At 74.2% G+C, this 18,550-nt stretch carries 17 protein-coding genes; 11 read left to right on the forward strand and 6 right to left on the reverse strand.

The genetic code is table 11. The features are described 5' to 3' along the window. Nucleotides 1-30 precede the first annotated feature (30 nt). Nucleotides 31-675, reverse strand: coding sequence for a response regulator (locus OG556_RS18130; protein ID WP_371517948.1), 645 nt, complete (start codon nucleotides 673-675; stop codon nucleotides 31-33). Then, nucleotides 672-2,120 (reverse strand): sensor histidine kinase, encoded by a 1,449-nt coding sequence (locus OG556_RS18135; RefSeq protein ID WP_371522745.1) that lies wholly within the window; start codon nucleotides 2,118-2,120, stop codon nucleotides 672-674. Before OG556_RS18135 ends, OG556_RS18130 begins: the two co-directional genes overlap by 4 nt. Before the next feature lie 130 nt (nucleotides 2,121-2,250). On the opposite strand from OG556_RS18135, the gene OG556_RS18140 reads away from it, so the two are divergent. The 8 genes from OG556_RS18140 to OG556_RS18175 all read left to right on the forward strand — a co-directional run bounded on the left by OG556_RS18140 (nucleotide 2,251) and on the right by OG556_RS18175 (nucleotide 9,385). Beyond that, nucleotides 2,251-2,808, forward strand: coding sequence for a heme-binding protein (locus OG556_RS18140; protein WP_371517949.1), 558 nt, complete (start codon nucleotides 2,251-2,253; stop codon nucleotides 2,806-2,808). A 70-nt stretch (nucleotides 2,809-2,878) separates the two neighbouring features. Next, nucleotides 2,879-3,295, forward strand: coding sequence for a PPOX class F420-dependent oxidoreductase (locus OG556_RS18145; protein WP_107453052.1), 417 nt, complete (start codon nucleotides 2,879-2,881; stop codon nucleotides 3,293-3,295). A gap of 43 nt (nucleotides 3,296-3,338) precedes the next feature. Then, nucleotides 3,339-3,752, forward strand: a complete 414-nt coding sequence (locus OG556_RS18150) for a hypothetical protein (protein ID WP_063348559.1) — start codon at nucleotides 3,339-3,341, stop codon at nucleotides 3,750-3,752. Between the two features lie 90 nt (nucleotides 3,753-3,842). Further along, nucleotides 3,843-4,727 carry an NAD(P)-dependent oxidoreductase gene (locus tag OG556_RS18155; protein ID WP_371517950.1) on the forward strand — a complete coding sequence of 295 codons (885 nt, stop codon included), beginning with the start codon at nucleotides 3,843-3,845 and terminating at the stop codon, nucleotides 4,725-4,727. Nucleotides 4,728-4,825: 98 nt separating this feature from the next. Further along, nucleotides 4,826-5,404 (forward strand): flavodoxin family protein, encoded by a 579-nt coding sequence (locus OG556_RS18160; protein WP_371517951.1) that lies wholly within the window; start codon nucleotides 4,826-4,828, stop codon nucleotides 5,402-5,404. 465 nt (nucleotides 5,405-5,869) lie between these two features. Next, nucleotides 5,870-7,072 (forward strand): LPXTG cell wall anchor domain-containing protein, encoded by a 1,203-nt coding sequence (locus tag OG556_RS18165; protein ID WP_371517952.1) that lies wholly within the window; start codon nucleotides 5,870-5,872, stop codon nucleotides 7,070-7,072. 227 nt (nucleotides 7,073-7,299) lie between these two features. After that, nucleotides 7,300-8,469, forward strand: a complete 1,170-nt coding sequence (locus OG556_RS18170) for a hypothetical protein (protein WP_371522747.1) — start codon at nucleotides 7,300-7,302, stop codon at nucleotides 8,467-8,469. A 142-nt stretch (nucleotides 8,470-8,611) separates the two neighbouring features. Beyond that, the gene (locus tag OG556_RS18175) at nucleotides 8,612-9,385 is read left to right on the forward strand and encodes a MerR family transcriptional regulator (RefSeq protein WP_371517953.1); all 774 of its coding nucleotides are present in this window, start codon (nucleotides 8,612-8,614) and stop codon (nucleotides 9,383-9,385) included. A 50-nt stretch (nucleotides 9,386-9,435) separates the two neighbouring features. On the opposite strand, the gene OG556_RS18180 is transcribed toward OG556_RS18175, so the two are convergent. Continuing rightward, nucleotides 9,436-10,494, reverse strand: coding sequence for a helix-turn-helix domain-containing protein (locus tag OG556_RS18180; RefSeq protein WP_371517954.1), 1,059 nt, complete (start codon nucleotides 10,492-10,494; stop codon nucleotides 9,436-9,438). 234 nt (nucleotides 10,495-10,728) lie between these two features. On the opposite strand from OG556_RS18180, the gene OG556_RS18185 reads away from it, so the two are divergent. Then, complete coding sequence (locus OG556_RS18185; RefSeq protein ID WP_371517955.1) at nucleotides 10,729-11,403, forward strand: RNA polymerase sigma factor; 675 nt, start codon at nucleotides 10,729-10,731, stop codon at nucleotides 11,401-11,403. Next, entirely contained in the window at nucleotides 11,400-12,854 is a 1,455-nt protein-coding gene (locus tag OG556_RS18190; RefSeq protein WP_371517956.1) for a hypothetical protein, read from the forward strand. The genes OG556_RS18185 and OG556_RS18190 overlap by 4 nt, the downstream gene beginning before the upstream one ends. Before the next feature lie 52 nt (nucleotides 12,855-12,906). On the opposite strand, the gene OG556_RS18195 is transcribed toward OG556_RS18190, so the two are convergent. Together OG556_RS18195 and OG556_RS18200 are read right to left on the reverse strand one after the other, a co-directional pair. After that, complete coding sequence (locus OG556_RS18195; protein WP_371517957.1) at nucleotides 12,907-14,406, reverse strand: aminopeptidase P family protein; 1,500 nt, start codon at nucleotides 14,404-14,406, stop codon at nucleotides 12,907-12,909. Between the two features lie 136 nt (nucleotides 14,407-14,542). Further along, on the reverse strand, nucleotides 14,543-15,979 hold the full coding sequence (locus tag OG556_RS18200; protein WP_371517958.1) for a PP2C family protein-serine/threonine phosphatase: 1,437 nt from the start codon (nucleotides 15,977-15,979) through the stop codon (nucleotides 14,543-14,545). 613 nt (nucleotides 15,980-16,592) lie between these two features. Between OG556_RS18200 and OG556_RS18205 the strand changes: the two genes are divergently transcribed. After that, complete coding sequence (locus OG556_RS18205; protein WP_371517960.1) at nucleotides 16,593-17,270, forward strand: bifunctional DNA primase/polymerase; 678 nt, start codon at nucleotides 16,593-16,595, stop codon at nucleotides 17,268-17,270. A 206-nt stretch (nucleotides 17,271-17,476) separates the two neighbouring features. On the opposite strand, the gene OG556_RS18210 is transcribed toward OG556_RS18205, so the two are convergent. Then, nucleotides 17,477-18,460 (reverse strand): DUF5926 family protein, encoded by a 984-nt coding sequence (locus tag OG556_RS18210; RefSeq protein WP_371517961.1) that lies wholly within the window; start codon nucleotides 18,458-18,460, stop codon nucleotides 17,477-17,479. Between the last annotated feature and the right edge of the window lie 90 nt (nucleotides 18,461-18,550).

The raw sequence follows: 18,550 nt of genomic DNA on the forward strand, positions 1-18,550 counted from the left end.
CGGGCCGGGCCGGCCGTAGGTGAGGGCCGGTCAGCGCAGCAGTCGGCGCTCCTTGGCCACGGCCACCGCGCCGGACCGGGTGTCGACCCCCAACTTGTCGTAGATCCGGCCGAGATGGGTCTTCACGGTGGCCTCGCTGATGAACAGCGCCCGGGCGATCTCCCGGTTGCCCAGCCCCTGCCCCAGCTGCACGAGGATGTCCTGCTCGCGTTCGGTGAGCTGCGGTGCGGGCGTCCGCATCTGTGCCATCACCCGGGAGGCGACCGGCGGCGAGAGCACCGTACGGCCCCGCGCGGCGGCGTGCACGGCGGCGAACAACTCCTCCGGCCGCTCGGCCTTCAGCAGGTAGCCGGTGGCGCCCGCGCCGATCGCCCGGGTGATGTCGGCGTCGGTGTCGTACGTGGTGAGCACGAGCACGTGCGGGCCGCCCGGGGCGGCGGTGATCCGCCGGGTGGCCTCCACCCCGTCGATGCCGTCGCCGAGTTGGAGGTCCATCAGCACCACCTGCGGTGCCAGCCCGACGGCCAGCGCGACGGCCTCCTCCCCGGTGCTCGCCTCGCCGACCACCTCGATGTCGCCCGCGCTGGCGAGCAGTGCCAGCAGGCCGGCCCGGACCACCGCGTGGTCGTCGCAGACCAGCAGCCGGACGGGGGCGGGTCCGGTTCGTTCGCTCATCGGTGCTCCAGGGGGATCGCGGCGGAGACGACGGTGCCCTCGCCGGGGGTGCTCTCCACGGTCAGCGTGCCACCGAACTGCCGCAGCCGGGCGCGCATCGCGGGCAGCCCGTACCCGCGGCCGCCGGCCGCCCCGACCGCGCCCGGGTCGAAGCCCCGCCCGTCGTCGGCGACGTCCAGGACGGCCTGGTCGCCGAGGTAGGACAGGGTGATCGCCGCGGCCGACGCACCGGCGTGCTCCCGGACGTTGGCCAGCGCGCCCTGGGCGATCCGCAGCAGCGCGGACTGCGCGGCGGCGGGCAGCGGGACGGGCGTGCCGTCCAGGTGGAAGCGGACCGGCAGACCGCTCTCGGCGGCCTCCCGTCCGGCGAGCGCGCGCAGCGCCTGGTCGAGCGGACGGCCGTCGGCGAGTTCGGCCGGTGCGAGGTCGTGGACGAAGCGGCGGGCCTCGGCGAGGTTGCGGGCCGCCACCTTGGCGGCGGTCCGGACGTGGGTGCGGGCGGTCGTCGGCTCGGTGTCCCAGGTGCGCTCGGCGGCCTGCAACAGCATCTGCTGGCTGGACAGCCCCTGGGCCAGGGTGTCGTGGATCTCCATGGCGAGCCGCTCGCGCTCCGCGTGGGTGCCCTCCCGCCGTTCGGTGGCGGCGAGTTCGCGCCGGGTGCGGACCAGGTCGGCGATCAGGGCGCGCTGCCGGGCGTCCTGCCGGTCCATGAAGAGGAACACGCCGGTGGCGAGCGCGGCCACCGCGAACGGCAGCAGGACGAGGGTGGCGTCCGCCCCGCCGGCCAGCCGGAGTTCGGCGATCACCACCAGCAGCGTCAGGGCCGCCACGAGTGGGATCGCCGCCCGCGCGGGGAGCGTGCGCAGCGCGGTGTAGATCAGCGGGACGGCGCACCAGGCGAAGCTCGGCGCGAGCAGCACCAGCACCGCCCAGAGCGCGACCACCAGGGCCAGCGGCCACCGGCGCCGCCGCGGAACCCGGTTGCCGGGCGCGGCTTCAGCCCCAGCTCCAGGCACGGGCGCGGGTGACGGTGACGGTGACGGGTGGCGGTGCGCGAGCCAGGAGCCGGCCGGCTGGGCGAGGGCGAGGGCGATGCTCAGCCCGATCACCCAGGGGATCCGGGGGTTGCCGGGGTGGTGGGTGAGGTAGCGGCTGAGCGAGGCGGCGAGCAGCAGCAGGAAGGCGGAGTCGAGCAGCACCGCCAGGCGGCCCGCGTCCGGGTCGCCGGCGTCGTGACCGGCGGCGGGGCGGGGCTGCTGCACGGGTGGCTCCTGGCTGGACGGGCGATCGGCATCCGGACGGGCACCGGCCGCCTCGGCCGCGTGCCCGGCGTGCCCGGCGGGCTCGGTACGCCCGGTGCACCGACCTGCACCGATCCCTCGATGGTGGCCCGTTCGGCCCGGTCCCGCATCAGCCGATCGGTTGACGGGGTTGTCCTCCATCATGCCCGCGCGGTCGCGCCGGAGCGCCGATGTGGCGGGCCCCGCCCCGGCCGGAGGATCGGGGTGGAGCCGGGCGGACCCCTGCCGCCCGGCGGCCCCGATCCCGTTCGCCGATCCGCTGAGGAGCTGGACCATGAAGAAGATCTCCGTGCGCACCCGGGTGCTGACCGGCACCCTCGCCGCCGCCGCGCTCGCCGCCACCGTGGGCGCCGTCTCGGCCAGCGCCGAGACCTCCGAGACCCCGCCCGCGCCGGCTGCGGTGAAGGTCGACACCCAGAACAGGAACCTCGCCCAGAGCACCGGCCTGACCATCGACGCCGCGACCCGCGCCGCCCAGGCCACCCTGGACGCGGCGGCCAAGGCCGGCCAGCACGTCTCGGTCGCGGTCGTCGACCGGGACGGCGTCACCCGGGTGTTGCTCAAGGGCGACGGCGCCGGCCCGCAGTCCCCGGAGTCGGCGCAGCGCAAGGCGTTCACGGCGGTCTCCTGGAACGCGCCGACCTCGGAGCTGACCAAGCGACTGGCCCAGGCCCCGACCCTCAAGGACATCCCGGGCACGCTGTTCCTGGCCGGCGGCGCCCCGGTGCAGTCCAAGGGCGCCCCGGTCGCGGCGATCGGTGTCGCGGGCGCGCCGAGCGGCGACCTGGACGAGCAGTTCGCGCAGGCGGGTGTCGCCGTACTGGCGAAGTGACCCCCGGCCGGTTGCCCGTCCCCTGATGCGCGGGGCGGGCCGACCGGCCAGGATGTGCGGTATGCCGACGATGACCGATGACCAGTGGCGGGCGTTCCTCTCCGAGGGCACCCGCACCGCCAAGCTCGCCACCACCCGGGCCGACGGCCGCCCGCACGTCGCGCCGGTCTGGTTCCTGCTGGACGGCGACGAGCTCGTCTTCAACACCGGTGCGGGCACCGTCAAGGGCCGCACCCTGGCCCGCGACGGCCGGGTGATGATCTGCGTGGACGACGACCGGCCGCCCTTCGCGTACGTCCTCGTGCAGGGCACCGCCCGGCTGAGCGAGGACCTGGCCGAGGTGCGCGCCTGGGCCACCCGGATCGCCGCCCGGTACATGGGGGAGGACGTCGCGGAGCAGTACGGGGCCCGGAACGGCGTGCCGGGGGAACTGCTCGTTCGGGTGAAGATCGAGAAGGTCTCCGCAGAACACGGGGTGGCCCTCTGAAAAGCCGGTGCCGCTGTCAGTGGTGCATGGCAGGCTTCCCGGTATGACGGCGTGGACCCTCAACGACATCGAACGTGCGATCCGCTCCTCCTGGGGTGTCGATACCTGTGCGCCCGAGGATCTGGCCCACTGGCGTCCCGACAATCCCGCCCGCGGCCAGTGCGGGGTGACGGCGATGGTGGTGCACGACCTGCTCGGCGGCGAGCTGATGATGGGCGAGGTGCACGTCGGCGGGATCCGGACGGATCTGCACTGGTGGAACCGCTTCGCCACCGGCATCGAGATCGACCTCACCCGCGAGCAGTTCGGGCCGGACGAACTGGTCAGCCCCGGCCGTCCGGTCGCCCGCCCGGCCCGCCCCGGCCGGCTCCAGGCCCAGTACGAGCTGCTGAGCCACCGGGTGGTCACCGAACTGGAGCGCGGCCGCGTCCGGCTGCCGGAGCGCGCCTGCGCGTGAGTCCGTCCAGTACGCGGGAGACCACCGTTTCCTGACGTACAGTCATCCGCAGTGCGGCGACAGTGACGGTGACGGCGACGGGAGTGCGTGATGGCCGGGGCGACGATCGGCTTCGTGGGGCTGGGTGCGATGGGGCGGGGCATGGCCGGCAGCCTGCTGCGGGCCGGCCACGCCGTCCGGGTCTGGAACCGCTCGCCCGAACCGGTGGCCGCCCTGGTGGCCGAGGGCGCCGAGGCGGCCGGCACGCTCGCCGAGGTGTACGCCGCCGACACCGTGGTCTCCATGCTCGCCAACGACGAGGCGGTCGAACGGCTGCTGCTCGACCCCGCCCTGCTCGCGGGCGCCGCGACGACCCTGCACGTCAACATGGCCAGCATCTCCGTCGGGCTCGCCGAGCGCGCCGAGGCGCTGCACGCCGAGCACGGCATCGGCTACCTGGCCGCCCCGGTCCTCGGCCGTCCGCCGGTCGCGGCGGCCGGCCGGTTGAACATCCTGACCGCCGGCGCGCCGGAGCTGCTGGCCCGCGCGGAGCCGCTGTTCGCCGCGATGGGGGAGCGCACCTGGCACTTCGGTGCGAGCCCGCGACAGGCCAACACCGCCAAGATCAGCACCAACTTCCTGCTGGCCTGCGCGATCGAGTCGATGGCCGAGGCGTGCAGCCTGGCCGAGGCCCACGGCGTCCGGCCGACCGACCTGGTCGAGATGTTCTCCGGCACGCTGTTCCCGGGGCCGGTCTACTCCGGCTACGGCGCGATGGTGGCCGAACGCCGCTACGAGCCGGCCGGGTTCAGGCTGCCTCTGGGCCTCAAGGACGTCGGCCTGGCCCTGGAGGCCGGGGCCGCGCGGAACGTCCCGCTCCCGTTCGGCAGCATCCTGCGGGACGCCTTCCTGGACGCGCTGGCCCACGGTGACGCGGACAAGGACTGGGCGGCGGTCGCGGCCGTCGCCCGGCGCCGGGCCGGCCTGCCCGCCTGAGCGGACTCCCGGGCGAACTCCCGTGCGCCGGAAGCGGAATAACCGGGGTGCGGGGGGTGCTCGCACCTCCATCCGCACCACCGACCGGGGGAGTTCCGATGGCGGACCAGCCGACGGGCGCCGAGGCGCCGCGCACCTTCCTGTTCCTCGATGCCAGTGCGCGCGCCGGCGGCAATTCCGAGCAACTCGCCCGGCTGGCCGCCGAGGCGAGCCTGCCGGCCGGGTCGGAGCAGCGCTGGCTGCGGCTGAGCGAGCACCCGCTGCCGCCCTTCGAGGACCTGCGGCACGTCGAGGGCGGCCGCTACCCCGAGCCGGTCGGTCACGAACGGACGTTGCTGGACGCCACGTTGGCGGCCACCGACTTGGTCTTCGTCGCACCGCTGTACTGGTACTCGCTGCCGACCAGCGCGAAGCTCTACCTCGACCACTGGTCGTCCTGGCTCCGGCAGCCCGGGGCGGACTTCCGCGCCCGGATGCGCGGCGGCACCGTCTGGGGCGTCACCGCCCTCGCCACCGAGGACGACAAGGCCGAACCGCTGATCGGCACGCTCCGGCTGACGGCCGAGTACATGGGGATGCGCTGGGGCGGCGCGCTGCTCGGCAACGGCACCCGCCCCGGGGACGTGCTGCGCGACGAGCGGGCGCTGATCGCGGCCAAGTCCTTCTTCGCGGACTGAGCCCGCGCACCCGTTCCGGCGGGCGCTCACCCGGACGTTCACGCGGGGGCTCGCACGGACGTCCACGCGGACGTTCGTGCGGACATCCGCAGGGCGTTCGCGCCGGCGCGCACAAGGCGTTGGCGCCGACCCTCACAGGACATTCACCCAGGCATTCGCCGGACGTTCACACGACCGATCGCTTCACGCCACGCGAGGCGGTGCGATACGGTCCCCCGGACGTGTACCCGTCACTCTCCGGTCATCTTTCGGCAAAGCGCAAAAGCCTTACCACTGGACGGAATTGGGCGATTCGGGCACTCCCGTCCCGTAAGCGGTCCCCAGCGTGACACCCGCCTTCCGGAGTGGCCGGATCCTTCGGTAATCTCCGTCGGACTTTCAAGCTTCGCGAGGGGTCAGAGGCGTCCACGGCCGCCCGCCCCGCCGCGCCCCGGGCCTCGCCCGGACTCTTCCGTGAGGTCTCCCTTGTCCATACGTCGCAGTCTTGCCCTTGCCGGCGTCGCCGCGCTCGCGTCCTCGCTCGTGCTGTCCGGCGCCCAGGGCGCCATGGCCGTCGGCACCACCGGTTCCCCGTCCGCCGCCGCCCAGGCGGCCGGCAAGGCCTCCCACCAGAGCCTCGACCTCTCGGTGAACGGCGTGCCCGGTACCTTCATCGCCGGCGGCGACGCCCGCGACTTCACCTTCAAGATCGACAACTCGACGAAGCACGACTTCCTCTTCCTCCCGCTGCTCAAGTTCAAGAACAAGGCGGGCTCGCTCAAGGCGAAGGACCTCAAGGTCCAGTACCAGCTGCCCGGCGGCCAGTGGCAGACCGGTTCGGTCGCCGCAGACGGCGGCGAGGACAAGGACAAGTCCGTCCTCACCCTGCTCGGCGCCCTCGGCCAGGACGGCAACCCCACCGACGACGACCTGCTCGTCGTGAACCGCGGCAAGAGCTTCTCGATCAAGGTCCGGGTCTCCTTCACCTCGGAGGCGCCGCTCGGCCGGGCCGGCGTCGTCCCGGTGGTGTTCTCCGCCGAGCTCGACGACGAGACCCACGCGCCGGTCGACGGGGGCCACCTCAGCTGCGACGGCGTCCGCGGCGCGGGCTTCGTGATCAAGGCGGGCGGCGGCGGCAAGCCGAGCCCGACCATCAGCCCGACCCACACCGGCAAGCCCAGCCCGACCGCGAGCACCTCGCCGACGGCCTCCCACTCGCCGACCGCCTCCACCTCGCCGACGGCCTCCCACTCCGCGACCGCGAGCACGTCGCCGACCGCCTCCACCTCGGCCACCCCGTCCACCTCGGCCACCCCCTCCACCTCGGCCACCCCGAGCGCCGAGCCGACCACGCCGTCGCCCTCGGTCCCGCCGACCACCCCGACCACGGGCGAGCCGTCCGGCTCCGCCTCCGCGTCGACCTCCGCCCCGGCCCCGGCCGACGGCAACGGCGACACCGCCGGCCCGATCGACTTCCCGGTGGCCGTCCCGACCCTCACCCCGCCGCCGCTCACCCCGGCCGCCGTCACCAAGGCCAAGGCCGCCGCCGACAACGGCGACAAGGCCCTGGCCCAGACCGGTGGCGGTGACGACACCACCGCCATCGCCGCGGCCGGCGGCGCCGTGCTGCTCGCCGGTGTCGGCACCCTCGTGGTGCTGCGCCGCCGCAAGTCGGCCCAGCAGGGCTGACCGCGGCCGCAAGGCACGCTCCAGCCGCTGCACCGAGGCGGCACCCGCCTGACAGCCGCCCGCGCCGCCCGGCCGTCCGTTCGACGGACCTCCGGGCGGCGCGGGCGGGACACCTCCGTCACATAGGATGTCCGGCCGGAGGGGGGCGGAACCGGCGGGGAGAGGGACAGGTGCGGGGATCACGCACGGCACGGGCGGCCACCGACTACGAGTCGGCGACCGGGCGGATCGCGGGGCTGCCGCTGCGCAGACACCACGTTCTGCTGGTGGCCTGGACGGTGCTCTGGTTCTTCCTGGTCGAGCCCAGCGGCGGCTTCTCCTGGCACTACCTGCGCCAGGGTGAGCAGCTGCTCTTCAGCGACCACCCGGACGGCGGGCTGGCGCTCTACGCCCACCACCCGGAGCTGCAGATCGGCCCGGTCAGCCTGGCCGTGGCCCGGCTCACGGCCCCGTTCTCGGCCCACACCGGCCAGCTGATCGCCGAGGCGGCGATGTCCGGGCTCGGCCTGGTGATGCTGGTCCTGATCGGTCGCACCGCCGCCCTGTACTACCTGGGCACCGGCACCAACCACCGCCGGCTCCAGCAGCGCCTGCTGATCGCCGGGCTGGCGTTCATCCCGATGTGGGTCGAGGTCTCGGTCCGCTTCGCGCACCTGGACGACGTCCTGGCGCTGTTCTTCACCACCCTCGCCGTGCACGCCCTGGCCCGGGGCAAACCCACCATGGTCGGTGTCTACCTGGCGCTGGCGGTGGACTCCAAGCCGTGGGCGATCGCCTTCGCCCCGCTGATCCTGGCGCTGCCCAGGCCCGCCTGGCTGCGCAGCGCGCTCTGGTTCGTCGGGCTGGTGGCGGTCGCCTGGCTGCCGTTCTACCTGGGCAATCTGGACACCCTGGCCGCCGCCAAGTTCACCATCCCCAACCAGCCGGCCTCCGCACTGCGCTGGTTCGGGGTGACCGACCCGGCCACCCCCTGGTGGGACCGCCCGACCCAGTTCGCCCTCGGCCTCGGCCTCGGCACCATCGCGGTCTGGCGCGGCCGCTGGCCGGCCGTGGTGCTGCTCGGCGCGGACGCCCGGATCCTGCTCGACCCGAGCGTGTACACCTACTACACGGCCTCGATCCTGCTCGGCACCCTGCTCTGGGACGCGGTCGGGCAGAAGCGGCTCGTCCCGTGGTGGAGCTGGATAGCGCTGGCCGCGCTGTACGGCGGGACGCTGTTCATCCCGTCCGACGCGGGCCGCGGCTTCGTCCGGCTGGCCTTCGTGGTGGTCTCCGCCGCGTACGTGCTGTTCTGGCCCACCCAGCAGACGCGCCGCCCGCGAACCCCGGCGGACGGCGAGGGGCGGCGCCGTTCCTCCCGGCGGCGCGAGCGCGTCCTGACCGGCACCGGAGCCTGACGGGCACCGGCACCGGCACCGGCACGGTCCCCAGCGCAGGCGCGGGCGCAGTCACAGCGCCGGGGCCCTCCCCCCGAGGACGGCTTGACCCTCACGCGGCGTGAGAGCGGAGGCTGGTGGTCAGCACGAAGGGAGAACCCGGATGAGCAGCGAGGGCTACTCGGTCGGAGCCGTGGCCAAGATCGCCAAGGTGACCGTCCGCACCCTGCACCACTACGACGAGATCGGCCTGTTGTCCCCCGCGGACCGCACCCGGACCGGCTACCGCCGCTACCGGGACGCCGACCTCGACCGGTTGCAGCAGATCCTCTTCTACCGCGAACTCGGGTTCCCCCTGGAAGAGATCGCGGCGATCCTGGACGACGACTCGGTCAGTCCGAGCGAGCACCTCCGTCGGCAGCACCGGCTGCTGACCGACCGGATCAGGCACCTCCAGGACCTCGCCACGGCCGTCGAACACGCCATGGAGGCACGAAGAATGGGCATTCAGCTGAGCCCGGAGGAGAAGTTCGAGATCTTCGGCGAGGGCTACCGGGAGGAGTGGGAGCAGGAGGCCGAACAGCGCTGGGGCGACACCGCGGCCTGGGCCGAGTCGCAGCGCCGCACCGGCGGCTACGACAAGGCCGACTGGCAGCGGATCCAGGCGGAGATGGCCGCCCTCAACACCCGCCTGGTCGAGGCGCTCACCGCCGGTGAACCCGCCGACGGCACCGTCGCCACGGACCTCGCCGAGGCGCACCGGCAGCACATCTGCCAGAACTTCTACGACTGCACGTTCACCATTCACCGCGGCCTGGCCGGGCTGTACGTCTCGGACCCGCGGTGGACCACCACCTACGAGGACCTCGCCCCGGGCCTGGCGCAGTGGCTGCACGACGCCATCCTCGCCAACGCGGACCGGCACGAGAAGGCGTAGCCCACAGGCGGAGACCGGAGACCGGAGAGCGGGCCGCGTGGCCGAGGGGGCTACGCGACCCCGCGCCCGAAGGAGCGCCGGTAGGCGGTCGGGGAGGTGCGCATCACCCGGCCGAAGTGGTGGCGGAAGGTCGCGGCGCTCTCGAAGCCGACCGCCGCCGCGATCTCCTCCACCGTCCCCTCCGGCGACTCCAGCAACGGCAGGCTGGCCGCGATGCGCTGGGTGACGACCCAGCGCATCGGGCTGGTGCCGTTGCGGGCCGTGAAGTGCCGCAGGTACGAGCGGTCCGACATCCGGGCGGCGCGGGCCAGCACCGAGATGGTCAGCGGGGACGCGAGGTGGCCCATCGCCCACTGCATGCTGCGGGCGACCCCGTCGTCCTCCTCCTCGACCGGGCGGACGGCGGCCTCGATGAACTGGGCCTGCCCGCCGTCCCGGTGCGGCGCCACCACGAAGCGGCGGGCCACGCTGTTGGCCACCTTGGCGCCGTGGTCGCGGCGGACCAGGTGCAGGCAGAGGTCGATCCCGGCGGCGCTGCCCGCGCTGGTGAGCACGTTCCCGTTGTCGACGTACAGCACGTCCGGGTTGACCAGCACGTCCGGGTGGCGCTGCTGGAGCAGGTCGGCGTACCTCCAGTGGGTGGTCGCCTCCCGCCCGTCGAGCAGTCCGGCGGCGGCCAGCGCGAAGGCGCCCGAGCAGATCGAGACGATCCGGGCGCCGCGCTCGTGCGCCGTCCGCAGCGCGGCGACCAGCCCGGGGGAGACCGCGCCGCTGAACGCGTTCGGCACCCCGGGGACCACCACCGTGTCGGCCGAGGCCAGGTCGTCCAGCCCGTGCCGGGCGGTCAGCGCGAACCCGCCCACCGCGTCCAGCGCCGTCCCGGGCCGGTCCGCGCACACCTTCAGCCCGTACCAGGGCGCTGCCAGCAGGCCGCCCAGTTCGGGCCGGGCCAGTCCGAACACCTCCACCACCACGCCGAGCTCGAACGGCGCCATGCCCGCGAAGGCGTACACCGCGACGTGGTGCACCGGTTCCGGGCGGGGGCCGATCACGACGGGCACCGGGCCCGGCCCGGTGCCGACCGGGCCCTCGACGTGCTGCTCGGTCATGCGGACCCCCTGCTGACGGGTGGCGGGATGGCGGTGAGTGTAGCCGTTCCGGCCGGTCGGAAATCTTCCTCGGATCCACCTGCAACCTCCACCCCGGTCACACGTCCATTGGTACGGGGGCGGAGAGAGGCGGGCCGAGCGCGGCTGTCAGGATCTCCCCGATCACGATCTTGATCAGGAGTCCTGACGGTCCGGCGAGAGCCGCCACCGTCCCGGGGGAAAGCGGAAACGCGCATGTCCATGGCCATCGGGCCGATCGCCGGGCCGACGAGGGGGCGCGGTTTCTCCGTTCGCGGAGTGGTCGCCGTGCTGTTCGGCGCGCAGGAGTCCGGCGAGGTGCCCGCCGGCCCGGGCGACGAGCAGGCGGCGCAGCGCCGCTCCGGCTTCCGGCTGCTGCGCGGCGGGCGCAAGCCTGCGGAGGACCGGCCCACCCTGACCGACCTGTACCACGCCCACCGGCTGGGCCTGGTGCGGATGGCCGTCCTCCTGGTCGACCACCAGGACCTGGCCGAGGACGTCGTCCAGGAGGCCTTCACCCAGCTCTACCAGCGGTACGGCGAGCACCTGGACGACCTGGACAACGCGCTCGGCTACCTGCGCACCGCGGTGGTCAACGGCGCCCGGTCGATGCTGCGCCGCCGGAAGACCGCCCGCGAGTACGTCCCGCCGCACGAGCCGGACGCCGCCTCCGCGGAGGACCACGCGGTGCTCAACGACGAGCACCGACGGGTGCTCGCGGCCATGCAGGAGCTGACCTCCCGCCAGCGCGAGGTGCTGGTGCTGCGCTACTGGTCCGACCAGTCGGAGGCGCAGATCGCCGAGACCCTGGGGCTGTCCCGGGGCGCCGTGAAGTCCACCGCCAGCCGGGCCCTGGACGCCTTGGAAAAGCATCTGGAGAAGGTTCGATGACCGACAAGCTCCCCGGCCGCGAGAGCGGAGGCCGAGACGGTGACGGGCCGGCCGAGACGGCGACCGAACGGCTGCTGCGCGAGGCGATGAGCGCCCGCGCCTCGCTGATCACCGCGCGCGACCTGCGCCCGGCGCAACCGCCGCGCGGCCGGGTGCGGCGACTGCGCCCGGTCTACCTGACGGCCGTGCCGGTCTTCGCGCTGGCCGCCTCGCTGGCGATCGGCCTGCTCACCTTCCACGGCGATCCGCTGGCCAAGAAGGACGTCCCCCCGCCGGCCGCCACCATGACGACCTCGCCGAGCCCGACTCCCGAGCCGACCGCCGCCCCGACCCCCACGGCCACCTCGCCGGACACCGGCAGCCCCGCCGCCGACCCGGGGACCGGTGCCCCCCTCTCCGACCCGACGTCGGCCGGCACCCGGACGACGGCGCCGCCCACCACCCCCGCCACCACCCCGGCCACCACCGCGCCGGCCGGGACGACGTACCCCTTCCGGGGCGCCAGGTTCAAGATCCCGCCGGGCTGGCGGGCCGTCAATCCGGATCCTGCCGCCAACAGCCTCTGCATCCTGAGCCCGAGTGCTCCGCAGGACGCGTCGGCCGGTGACTGCCTGCCGCACGGCGTGCTCCTGACGGTCCTGGACCAGGAGTCGTACACCTGGCCGAGACTGGCCGACCTGGATTCCGACAGCGGTTGGACCACGCAGCCCTGGTGCCCGGCGTGGTCCTACTCCCCCACGCTCGACAGGAGCGGAGGGATCGACAGTGCCGGGCCGACCAAGAGCACACCCACCGTGGCAGGCCGTGCCGCACGCAAGTCGCAGTGGCAGATCAACTGCGGCGGCGACGCCTTCACGGCCCAGATGTGGGCCCTGCCGAAGGACTTCGTGTCCGTCTCGGCGATCGGCCTCAAGGCCGACTACCAGCCCGGACTGATGACGATCGTCAACACCCTCGACCTGAGCGGCCGCCAGGCGCCGCCCACGGAGGCCAACCGGAACGACATCGCGGTCTCCTTCGACGGCCTGGCGGCCGGTCAGCAGCTGACGGCGGGGAGTTCGGTCGTCACCTTCTCGGTGACCTTCCGGAACACCAGCCAGAACACCTACGGAAAGTTGCAGCCGCTGGTCGTCACGGAGCCCTACCCGGGGTCGCCGCCGGTGCAGGTCGTGCAGACGCCCAACGACGGCAAGCTGGAGCGTCAGGACGGCGACACCTGGAAGCCGGGGCCGATGGGGCCGGGCAGCGACATGGGCTACGCGATCGCGGACCAGGCGTCGCTCTTCTCCCTGGCCCCGGGGCAGAGCCGGAAGGTCACCTACCGGCTGACCCTGGGCGCCGGGAACGGCCCGGGGGACATGCCGGTCTCGGCGCAGGTGACGCTTCCGTACAACGGAAGCAAGCTGACCGTGCTCGGCGAGAAGAAGATCTCCGTCAAGGTCACCAAGTGACACGAGGGCCCGGCCTCCCCACCACGGGGAGGCCGGGCCCTCGGTGCGTGGCTCAGGCCAGCGAGGCCATCCAGGCCTCGACCTCGTCGGCGCGGCGCGGCAGGCCGGCCGAGAGGTTCTCGTTGCCGTCGGCGGTGACCAGGATGTCGTCCTCGATCCGGACGCCGATGCCGCGGTACTCCTGCGGCACGGTCAGGTCGTCCTGCTGGAAGTACAGGCCGGGCTCGACGGTGAGGACCATGCCGGGCACCAGCAGCGCGTCGGCGTGCTCCTCGCGGCGCGAGTGGGCGCAGTCGTGGACGTCGAGGCCGAGCATGTGGCCGGTGCCGTGCAGGGTCCAGCGGCGCTGGAGGCCCAGCTCCAGGACCTTCTCGACGTCGTAGGCCGAGGCGTCCAGCAGGCCCCAGGCGAGCAGGCGCTCGGCGAGCACGCGCTGCGAGGCGTCGTGGAAGTCGCGGAAGCGGGCGCCGGGCTTCACCGCGGCGATGCCGGCCTCCTGGGCGTCGTACACGGCGTCGTAGATCTTGCGCTGGAGCTCGTTGAAGCGGCCGTCGATCGGCAGGGTGCGGGTGACGTCGGCGGTGTAGAGGGTGTGGGTCTCGACGCCGGCGTCCAGCAGCAGCAGCTCGCCGGGGCGGACGTCGCCGTCGTTGCGGACCCAGTGCAGGGTGGTGGCGTGCGGGCCGGCGGCGGCGATGGTGCCGTAGCCGACGTCGTTGCCGTCGACCCGGGCGCGGCGCCAGAAGGTGCCCTCGATCCAGCGCTCGGAGGTGGCGACGGCCTGGCCGAGCTCGCGGACCACGTCGGTGAAGCCCTTGACGGTGGCGTCGCAGGCGGCGCGCAGCTCGCCGACCTCCCACTCGTCCTTGACCAGGCGCAGGCCGCTCAGGAACTCCTTGAACTCGGCGTCCCGGTCGGCGTCCAGCACGTCGGCCAGGGTGTCCTCCAGGCCGGCGTCGTAGCCGCGGACGATCCGGGTGGGCACCGAGGAGTCCTTGGTGCGCCCGGCCAGTTCCTCGGCGGCCTTGCGCACGTCGCGCGCCGGCAGGCCGAGCAGCTGCTCCTGCTCGCCCAGGCTGTTGCGGCGGCCGACCCACAGCTCGCCGTAGCCGTCCAGCCAGAACTCGCCGTTCTCGCGGTCGGAGCGGGGCAGCAGGTAGAGGGCGAACTCGTGGCCGGCGTCGCCGGTGGGCTCGGCGACGAGCACGGCGTCCTCGGTCTGGTCACCGGTGAGGTGCACGTACTCGCTGGCGGCGCGGAAGCTGTAGTCGGTGTCGTTGGAACGCACCCGCAGGTTGCCGGCCGGGACGACCAGCCGCTCGCCGGGGTAGGCGGCGGAGAGCCGGGCGCGGCGCTCGGCCGCGTACGGGGCCTGGGCGACCGGGACGAGGCCGTGCAGGTCGGTGTCGGCCCAGCCGGTCTTCATCGAGGCGGCCAGCTCGTCGGAGACCTCGCCGTACAGGCCGTTCTTGCGGCCCTTGAACTGCTGCGGCTCGTCGCCGCCGTCGGCTTCGGGGTTCTCGGCCACTGCGGGCGTGCGGTCCTCGGTCACGTGTAACGCCTCCTTGGGGTGGTACCGCCGCCCCTCGGGGGAGTGTCGGATCGCGACACGCGCGGGCGGCCGTGCGTCCATGGTACGGACGCCCGGCCGCTCGCCCGTTCGGGGTCGGGACGACTGTTCGGGGCGGCTATTCGAAGCGGGCCGCGAGCAGCAGCAGGTCGTCGGTGGCCGGTCCGGGCCCGGGGTCGGGGCAGACGGCCAGCAGGTGGGCGCAGAGCCGGTCCGGGTCGATCCGCACGTCGCGCGGGGCGTCGGCGGCGGCCCGGCGCAGGTTGGCCTGGCCGGCGTGCAGGGTCGGGCCGCAGCGGCGGGCCAGCCCCTCGGTGTAGAGCAGCAGGGTGTCGCCGCGGTCGGCGGTGAGCTCGACGCCGGGGGCCTCCCAGCAGGCCAGCATGCCGAGCGGGGCGGAGAGCGAGGTCTCCACGAACTCGGCGCCGTGCCGGCCGACCAGGACGGGCGGGCAGTGGCCGGCGCCGGCCAGGGTGATCCGGCGCTCCTCGGGTTCCACCCAGGCGTAGACGGCGGTGGCGGTGCGGGCCGGCTCGGTGGTCTTGAGCAGCAGTTCCAGGTCGCCGAGGACGGACACCGGGTCCTCGCCCTCCAGGACGGCGTAGGCGCGCAGCGCGGCCCGGATCCTGCCCATCGCGGCGGCCGCGCCGGGGGCGGAGCCGGGGCCCGCGCCGGGGCCGTCGCCGGAGACGGAGCCGACGGTGAGGCCGACGGTGCCGTCCGGCAGCGGGATGGCGTCGTACCAGTCGCTGCCGCAGGAGCGGTCCAGGCCGGCCGGGAGGATCCGGGCGGCCAGTCGCAGGCCGGCGGGCTGGGGGAGCCGGTCGGGCAGCAGGCCGCGGCGCAGCGCCTCGGTGGTGCGCCGGACCTTGTCCGCCTCCAGCTGTTTGGCGAGCAGCGGGGCGGCGATCCCGGCGTAGCGGTGGGCGAGCGCGCGCTGGCGCTCGGTGGGTTCGGCGGGCTCGTCGTAGAACCAGAGGGCGGCGGCGAGCGGGCCGTCCTCCTCGGTGGCGAGCGGCAGGCCGTAGCAGCCGCCGAGGCCGAGCTGGGTGGCGAGTTCGCGCAGCCGGGCGCCGGTGGCCGGGTCCTCGGCGAGGTCGGGGGAGTGCAGCCGTTCGGGCCGGTCCTGTTCGCGCAGCAGCCTGGCGAGCAGGCTCTGCTCGGGCGGGACGGTCTCCAGCGCGCCGAGGCTGGCGCGGTCGAGGCCGAGGCCGACGGGCTGGCCGGGCCGGCCGCCGGGCATCCGGGTGACCAGGACGCCGCGGCGGGCCCCGAGCAGGGCGGCGCCGGAGGCGAGGACGGTGTCCAGGGTGGCGTCGAGGCCGCGGGCTCGGGCGAGCTGTTCGGTGTGCCGGTGCAGGCTGGCGAAATCGGACAGTCGTCCGGCCAAACGGTCCTGCACCCCGGCGGCCGGGGCCGTGCGGACGTCCGCCGTGCCGTCCTGCGCGTCGGCGGGGCCGGGGAAGCCCGGTGGGTCGAGGACGGTCAGCCCGCCGGCGCTGCCGGGCTCGCCCGGCTCGGAGGGTGTCGACGACGACGGGTGGGACTCGGTCATGCCGCCACTCCTGACGTGCTACGTGCCATGCGGAACCCCCAGGTACGGCCGGTGTGGAGCGATGACGGCCAAAGGGCGCGTTTCGCCTCGATTCGCTACTACTCGTCATTGATCGACAGCAATGCCACCACTTCTACACAGGCCATTTGGGGCATGTCCAGATCCAGGACGACGCGGTGGCCTGTTCCACATCCGCGAGACCCGGTCGGGGGGCGCGTACGGCCTGGGCGCGCGCTGGTCCGGTCGGGAGGAATGGAGGGGACCGGGAGCGGGCAGAACGGAGGGGACGGACCCGGCGGCCGTCCGGATCGTATGCCCGCGCCGCCCGGGACCTGGGCTGGCCGGAAGTCTCTCACTCGTACGGTGGAACCAAGCGCGCCCGGGCGGCGTCCATCCGGTCGCATACGGGATTCTCGTTCCAGGGGCTGTTCCAGTGCGCGGCCCTTCTCATGTCGTGCTCCACACCGTGATCCACGTCGTCGCCGCGCCGCCCGCCATGCCGCCCGCCCCCCTTCGCGCCGCCGGGGCCGTGCCACCGCGGGTCCGCGTGACGAGTCCCGGCGGTGCCGACGGGCCGGAGCGAACCGAGCGGTCAGGGAAAGGAACGAGCGCCATGCGTGAGAACCCGAAAGATCCGTGTCCGCCCGCCACTCCCCACCACCCCGTCCAGGACGACGTCGCACGTCAGCGCCCTGCCCGGCTCGCCGCGGCCCTGACGGCCGCCGTCGACCACCGCTGGCCCGTGGTGCCCGGGGCCGTCCTGCGCGGCGGTCAGTGCTCCTGCGGCGACCAGGACTGCGCCGTGCCGGGCGCGCACCCGCACGACCCGTCGCTGCTGGCCGCCACCACGGACGCCCGGATGGTGCGCTGGTGGTGGGAGCGGCAGAGCCCGGACGCTCCGGTGCTGGCCGCCACCGGTTCGGTGGTCTCGGCGGTCAGCCTGCCTGCGGCGGCCGGCGCCCGGGCGCTGGTCTACCTGGGCGCGCTGCGGCTGCCGCTCGGTCCGGTGCTGGCGATGCCGGGCCGGTACGCGCTGCTGGTGGCCCCGTACTCGCTGGACGCGCTCGGCGAGATGCTCGCTCAACTCCCTTGGGTGCCGGGCTCGTTGCGCTATCACGGGGTGGACGGCTTCCTGCCGCTGCCGCCCGGCGGAGCGGCCGGCCGGGTGCGCTGGGTGCTGGCCCCGCGCCCGGACGCCGACGGCGGGGTGTGGCTGCCGCAGGTCGGGCCGCTGCTGGGCGAGTTGGTGGAGGCGACGGTCCGACTGGACAGCGGTCGCTCGGCGTACTGATCCGCCGGTCCGTTCCCGGGCCGCTCGTCGGGGCCCTGCGGAAAACAAAAGATCCGGCCGCTGGCGACGGGGGATGCACCAGCGGCCGGACTCTTTAGACAGTAACAAGGATCCGCGCCCGCGCCAATTTCCAAGACGCCCTGCCCGCCCGGAAATTGCGGCTCCATGGCGACAATGTGACGCGTATCACCCGGATCCCGGGCGCTTTAGTTCAAGGTGACCTGACGGTTCACCAGGTTCGCGCGGGCACGCCGCTCCTCGGCGGTCAACGGGGTCTCGTCGGCGAGCACCGAGGCCAGCCGCTCGGCGAACTCGGCGGCCGGCTTCTCGCAGTCGGCGGCGGTCATGGCGAGCGGGAGGTCCCAGACCGGGACGGTCAGGCCGTGCGCGCGGAACGAGCCGACCAGGCGGGTGTCCGGGCCGAGCGAGGACTGGTCGGCGGCGCTGAGCCGGGCCAGCGCGTCCAGCAGCCGCTCCTCGGGCACGGTCATCACCCAGCGCAGGTGGTTCTTGTCGGGGGTGCCGCACCAGTAGGCGGCGTCGGCGCTCGCCAGCTTCTCGGTCGGGATGGCCGAGGCGTTGGCGCGCTCCAGGGAGGCGGCGACCTCGCCGGTCGCGGTCTCGGCGTCCTCCAGCCAGAACTCGAAGCCGGTGTGCACGGCGGGCGTGAACGCGGCGGTGACGTCCAGCAGGTCCTGGAGCCGGCGCCCGCCCGCCTCGGTCCGGCGGGACGGCACCGGGTTGCCCGGCTCGGTGGCCAGCGCCAGCTCCAGGGCGTCCGCGAGGTCGCGGCTGAGGTCGCCGGAGGAGGACTGGGTCTGCAGGCCGAGCAGGATGGAGCCGTCCTGGCGGCGCAGGGCCGGCCAGGCCAGCGGCAGCACGGTGGCCAGGGTCACCGACGGGACCTCGCCGGTGGCGCCCTCGGCCACCCCGGCGGCCAGCGTCAGCGGCACCGTGGCGGCGGGCACCAGCTCGCGCAGCGCGACCCAGTCGGCCTCGCCCGCCAGGCCCTCGAACGGGCGGTGCACCAGCTCCTGCACCGCGTGCGAGGCCTCCCGGCCGTGACAGGCCTTGTACCGGCGGCCCGAACCGCAGGGGCAGTTCTCGCGGGCCCCCACCACGGGGACCTCGCCCGCGACGGCGGTGGTGGACTGACGCTGCGGCGCCTTCTTGGCGGCCTTCTTGCCCATGGTGCGGCTCTCCCGGGAACGGTGGTCCTTTGCTCCGGGCAGCCTACTGACGTTCCCCCGGCGCGCGGGCACACGCCGGGCGGACGGGTG

The organism is Kitasatospora sp. NBC_01300 (assembly GCF_041435235.1).
Classification (GTDB): Bacteria; Actinomycetota; Actinomycetes; order Streptomycetales; family Streptomycetaceae; genus Kitasatospora.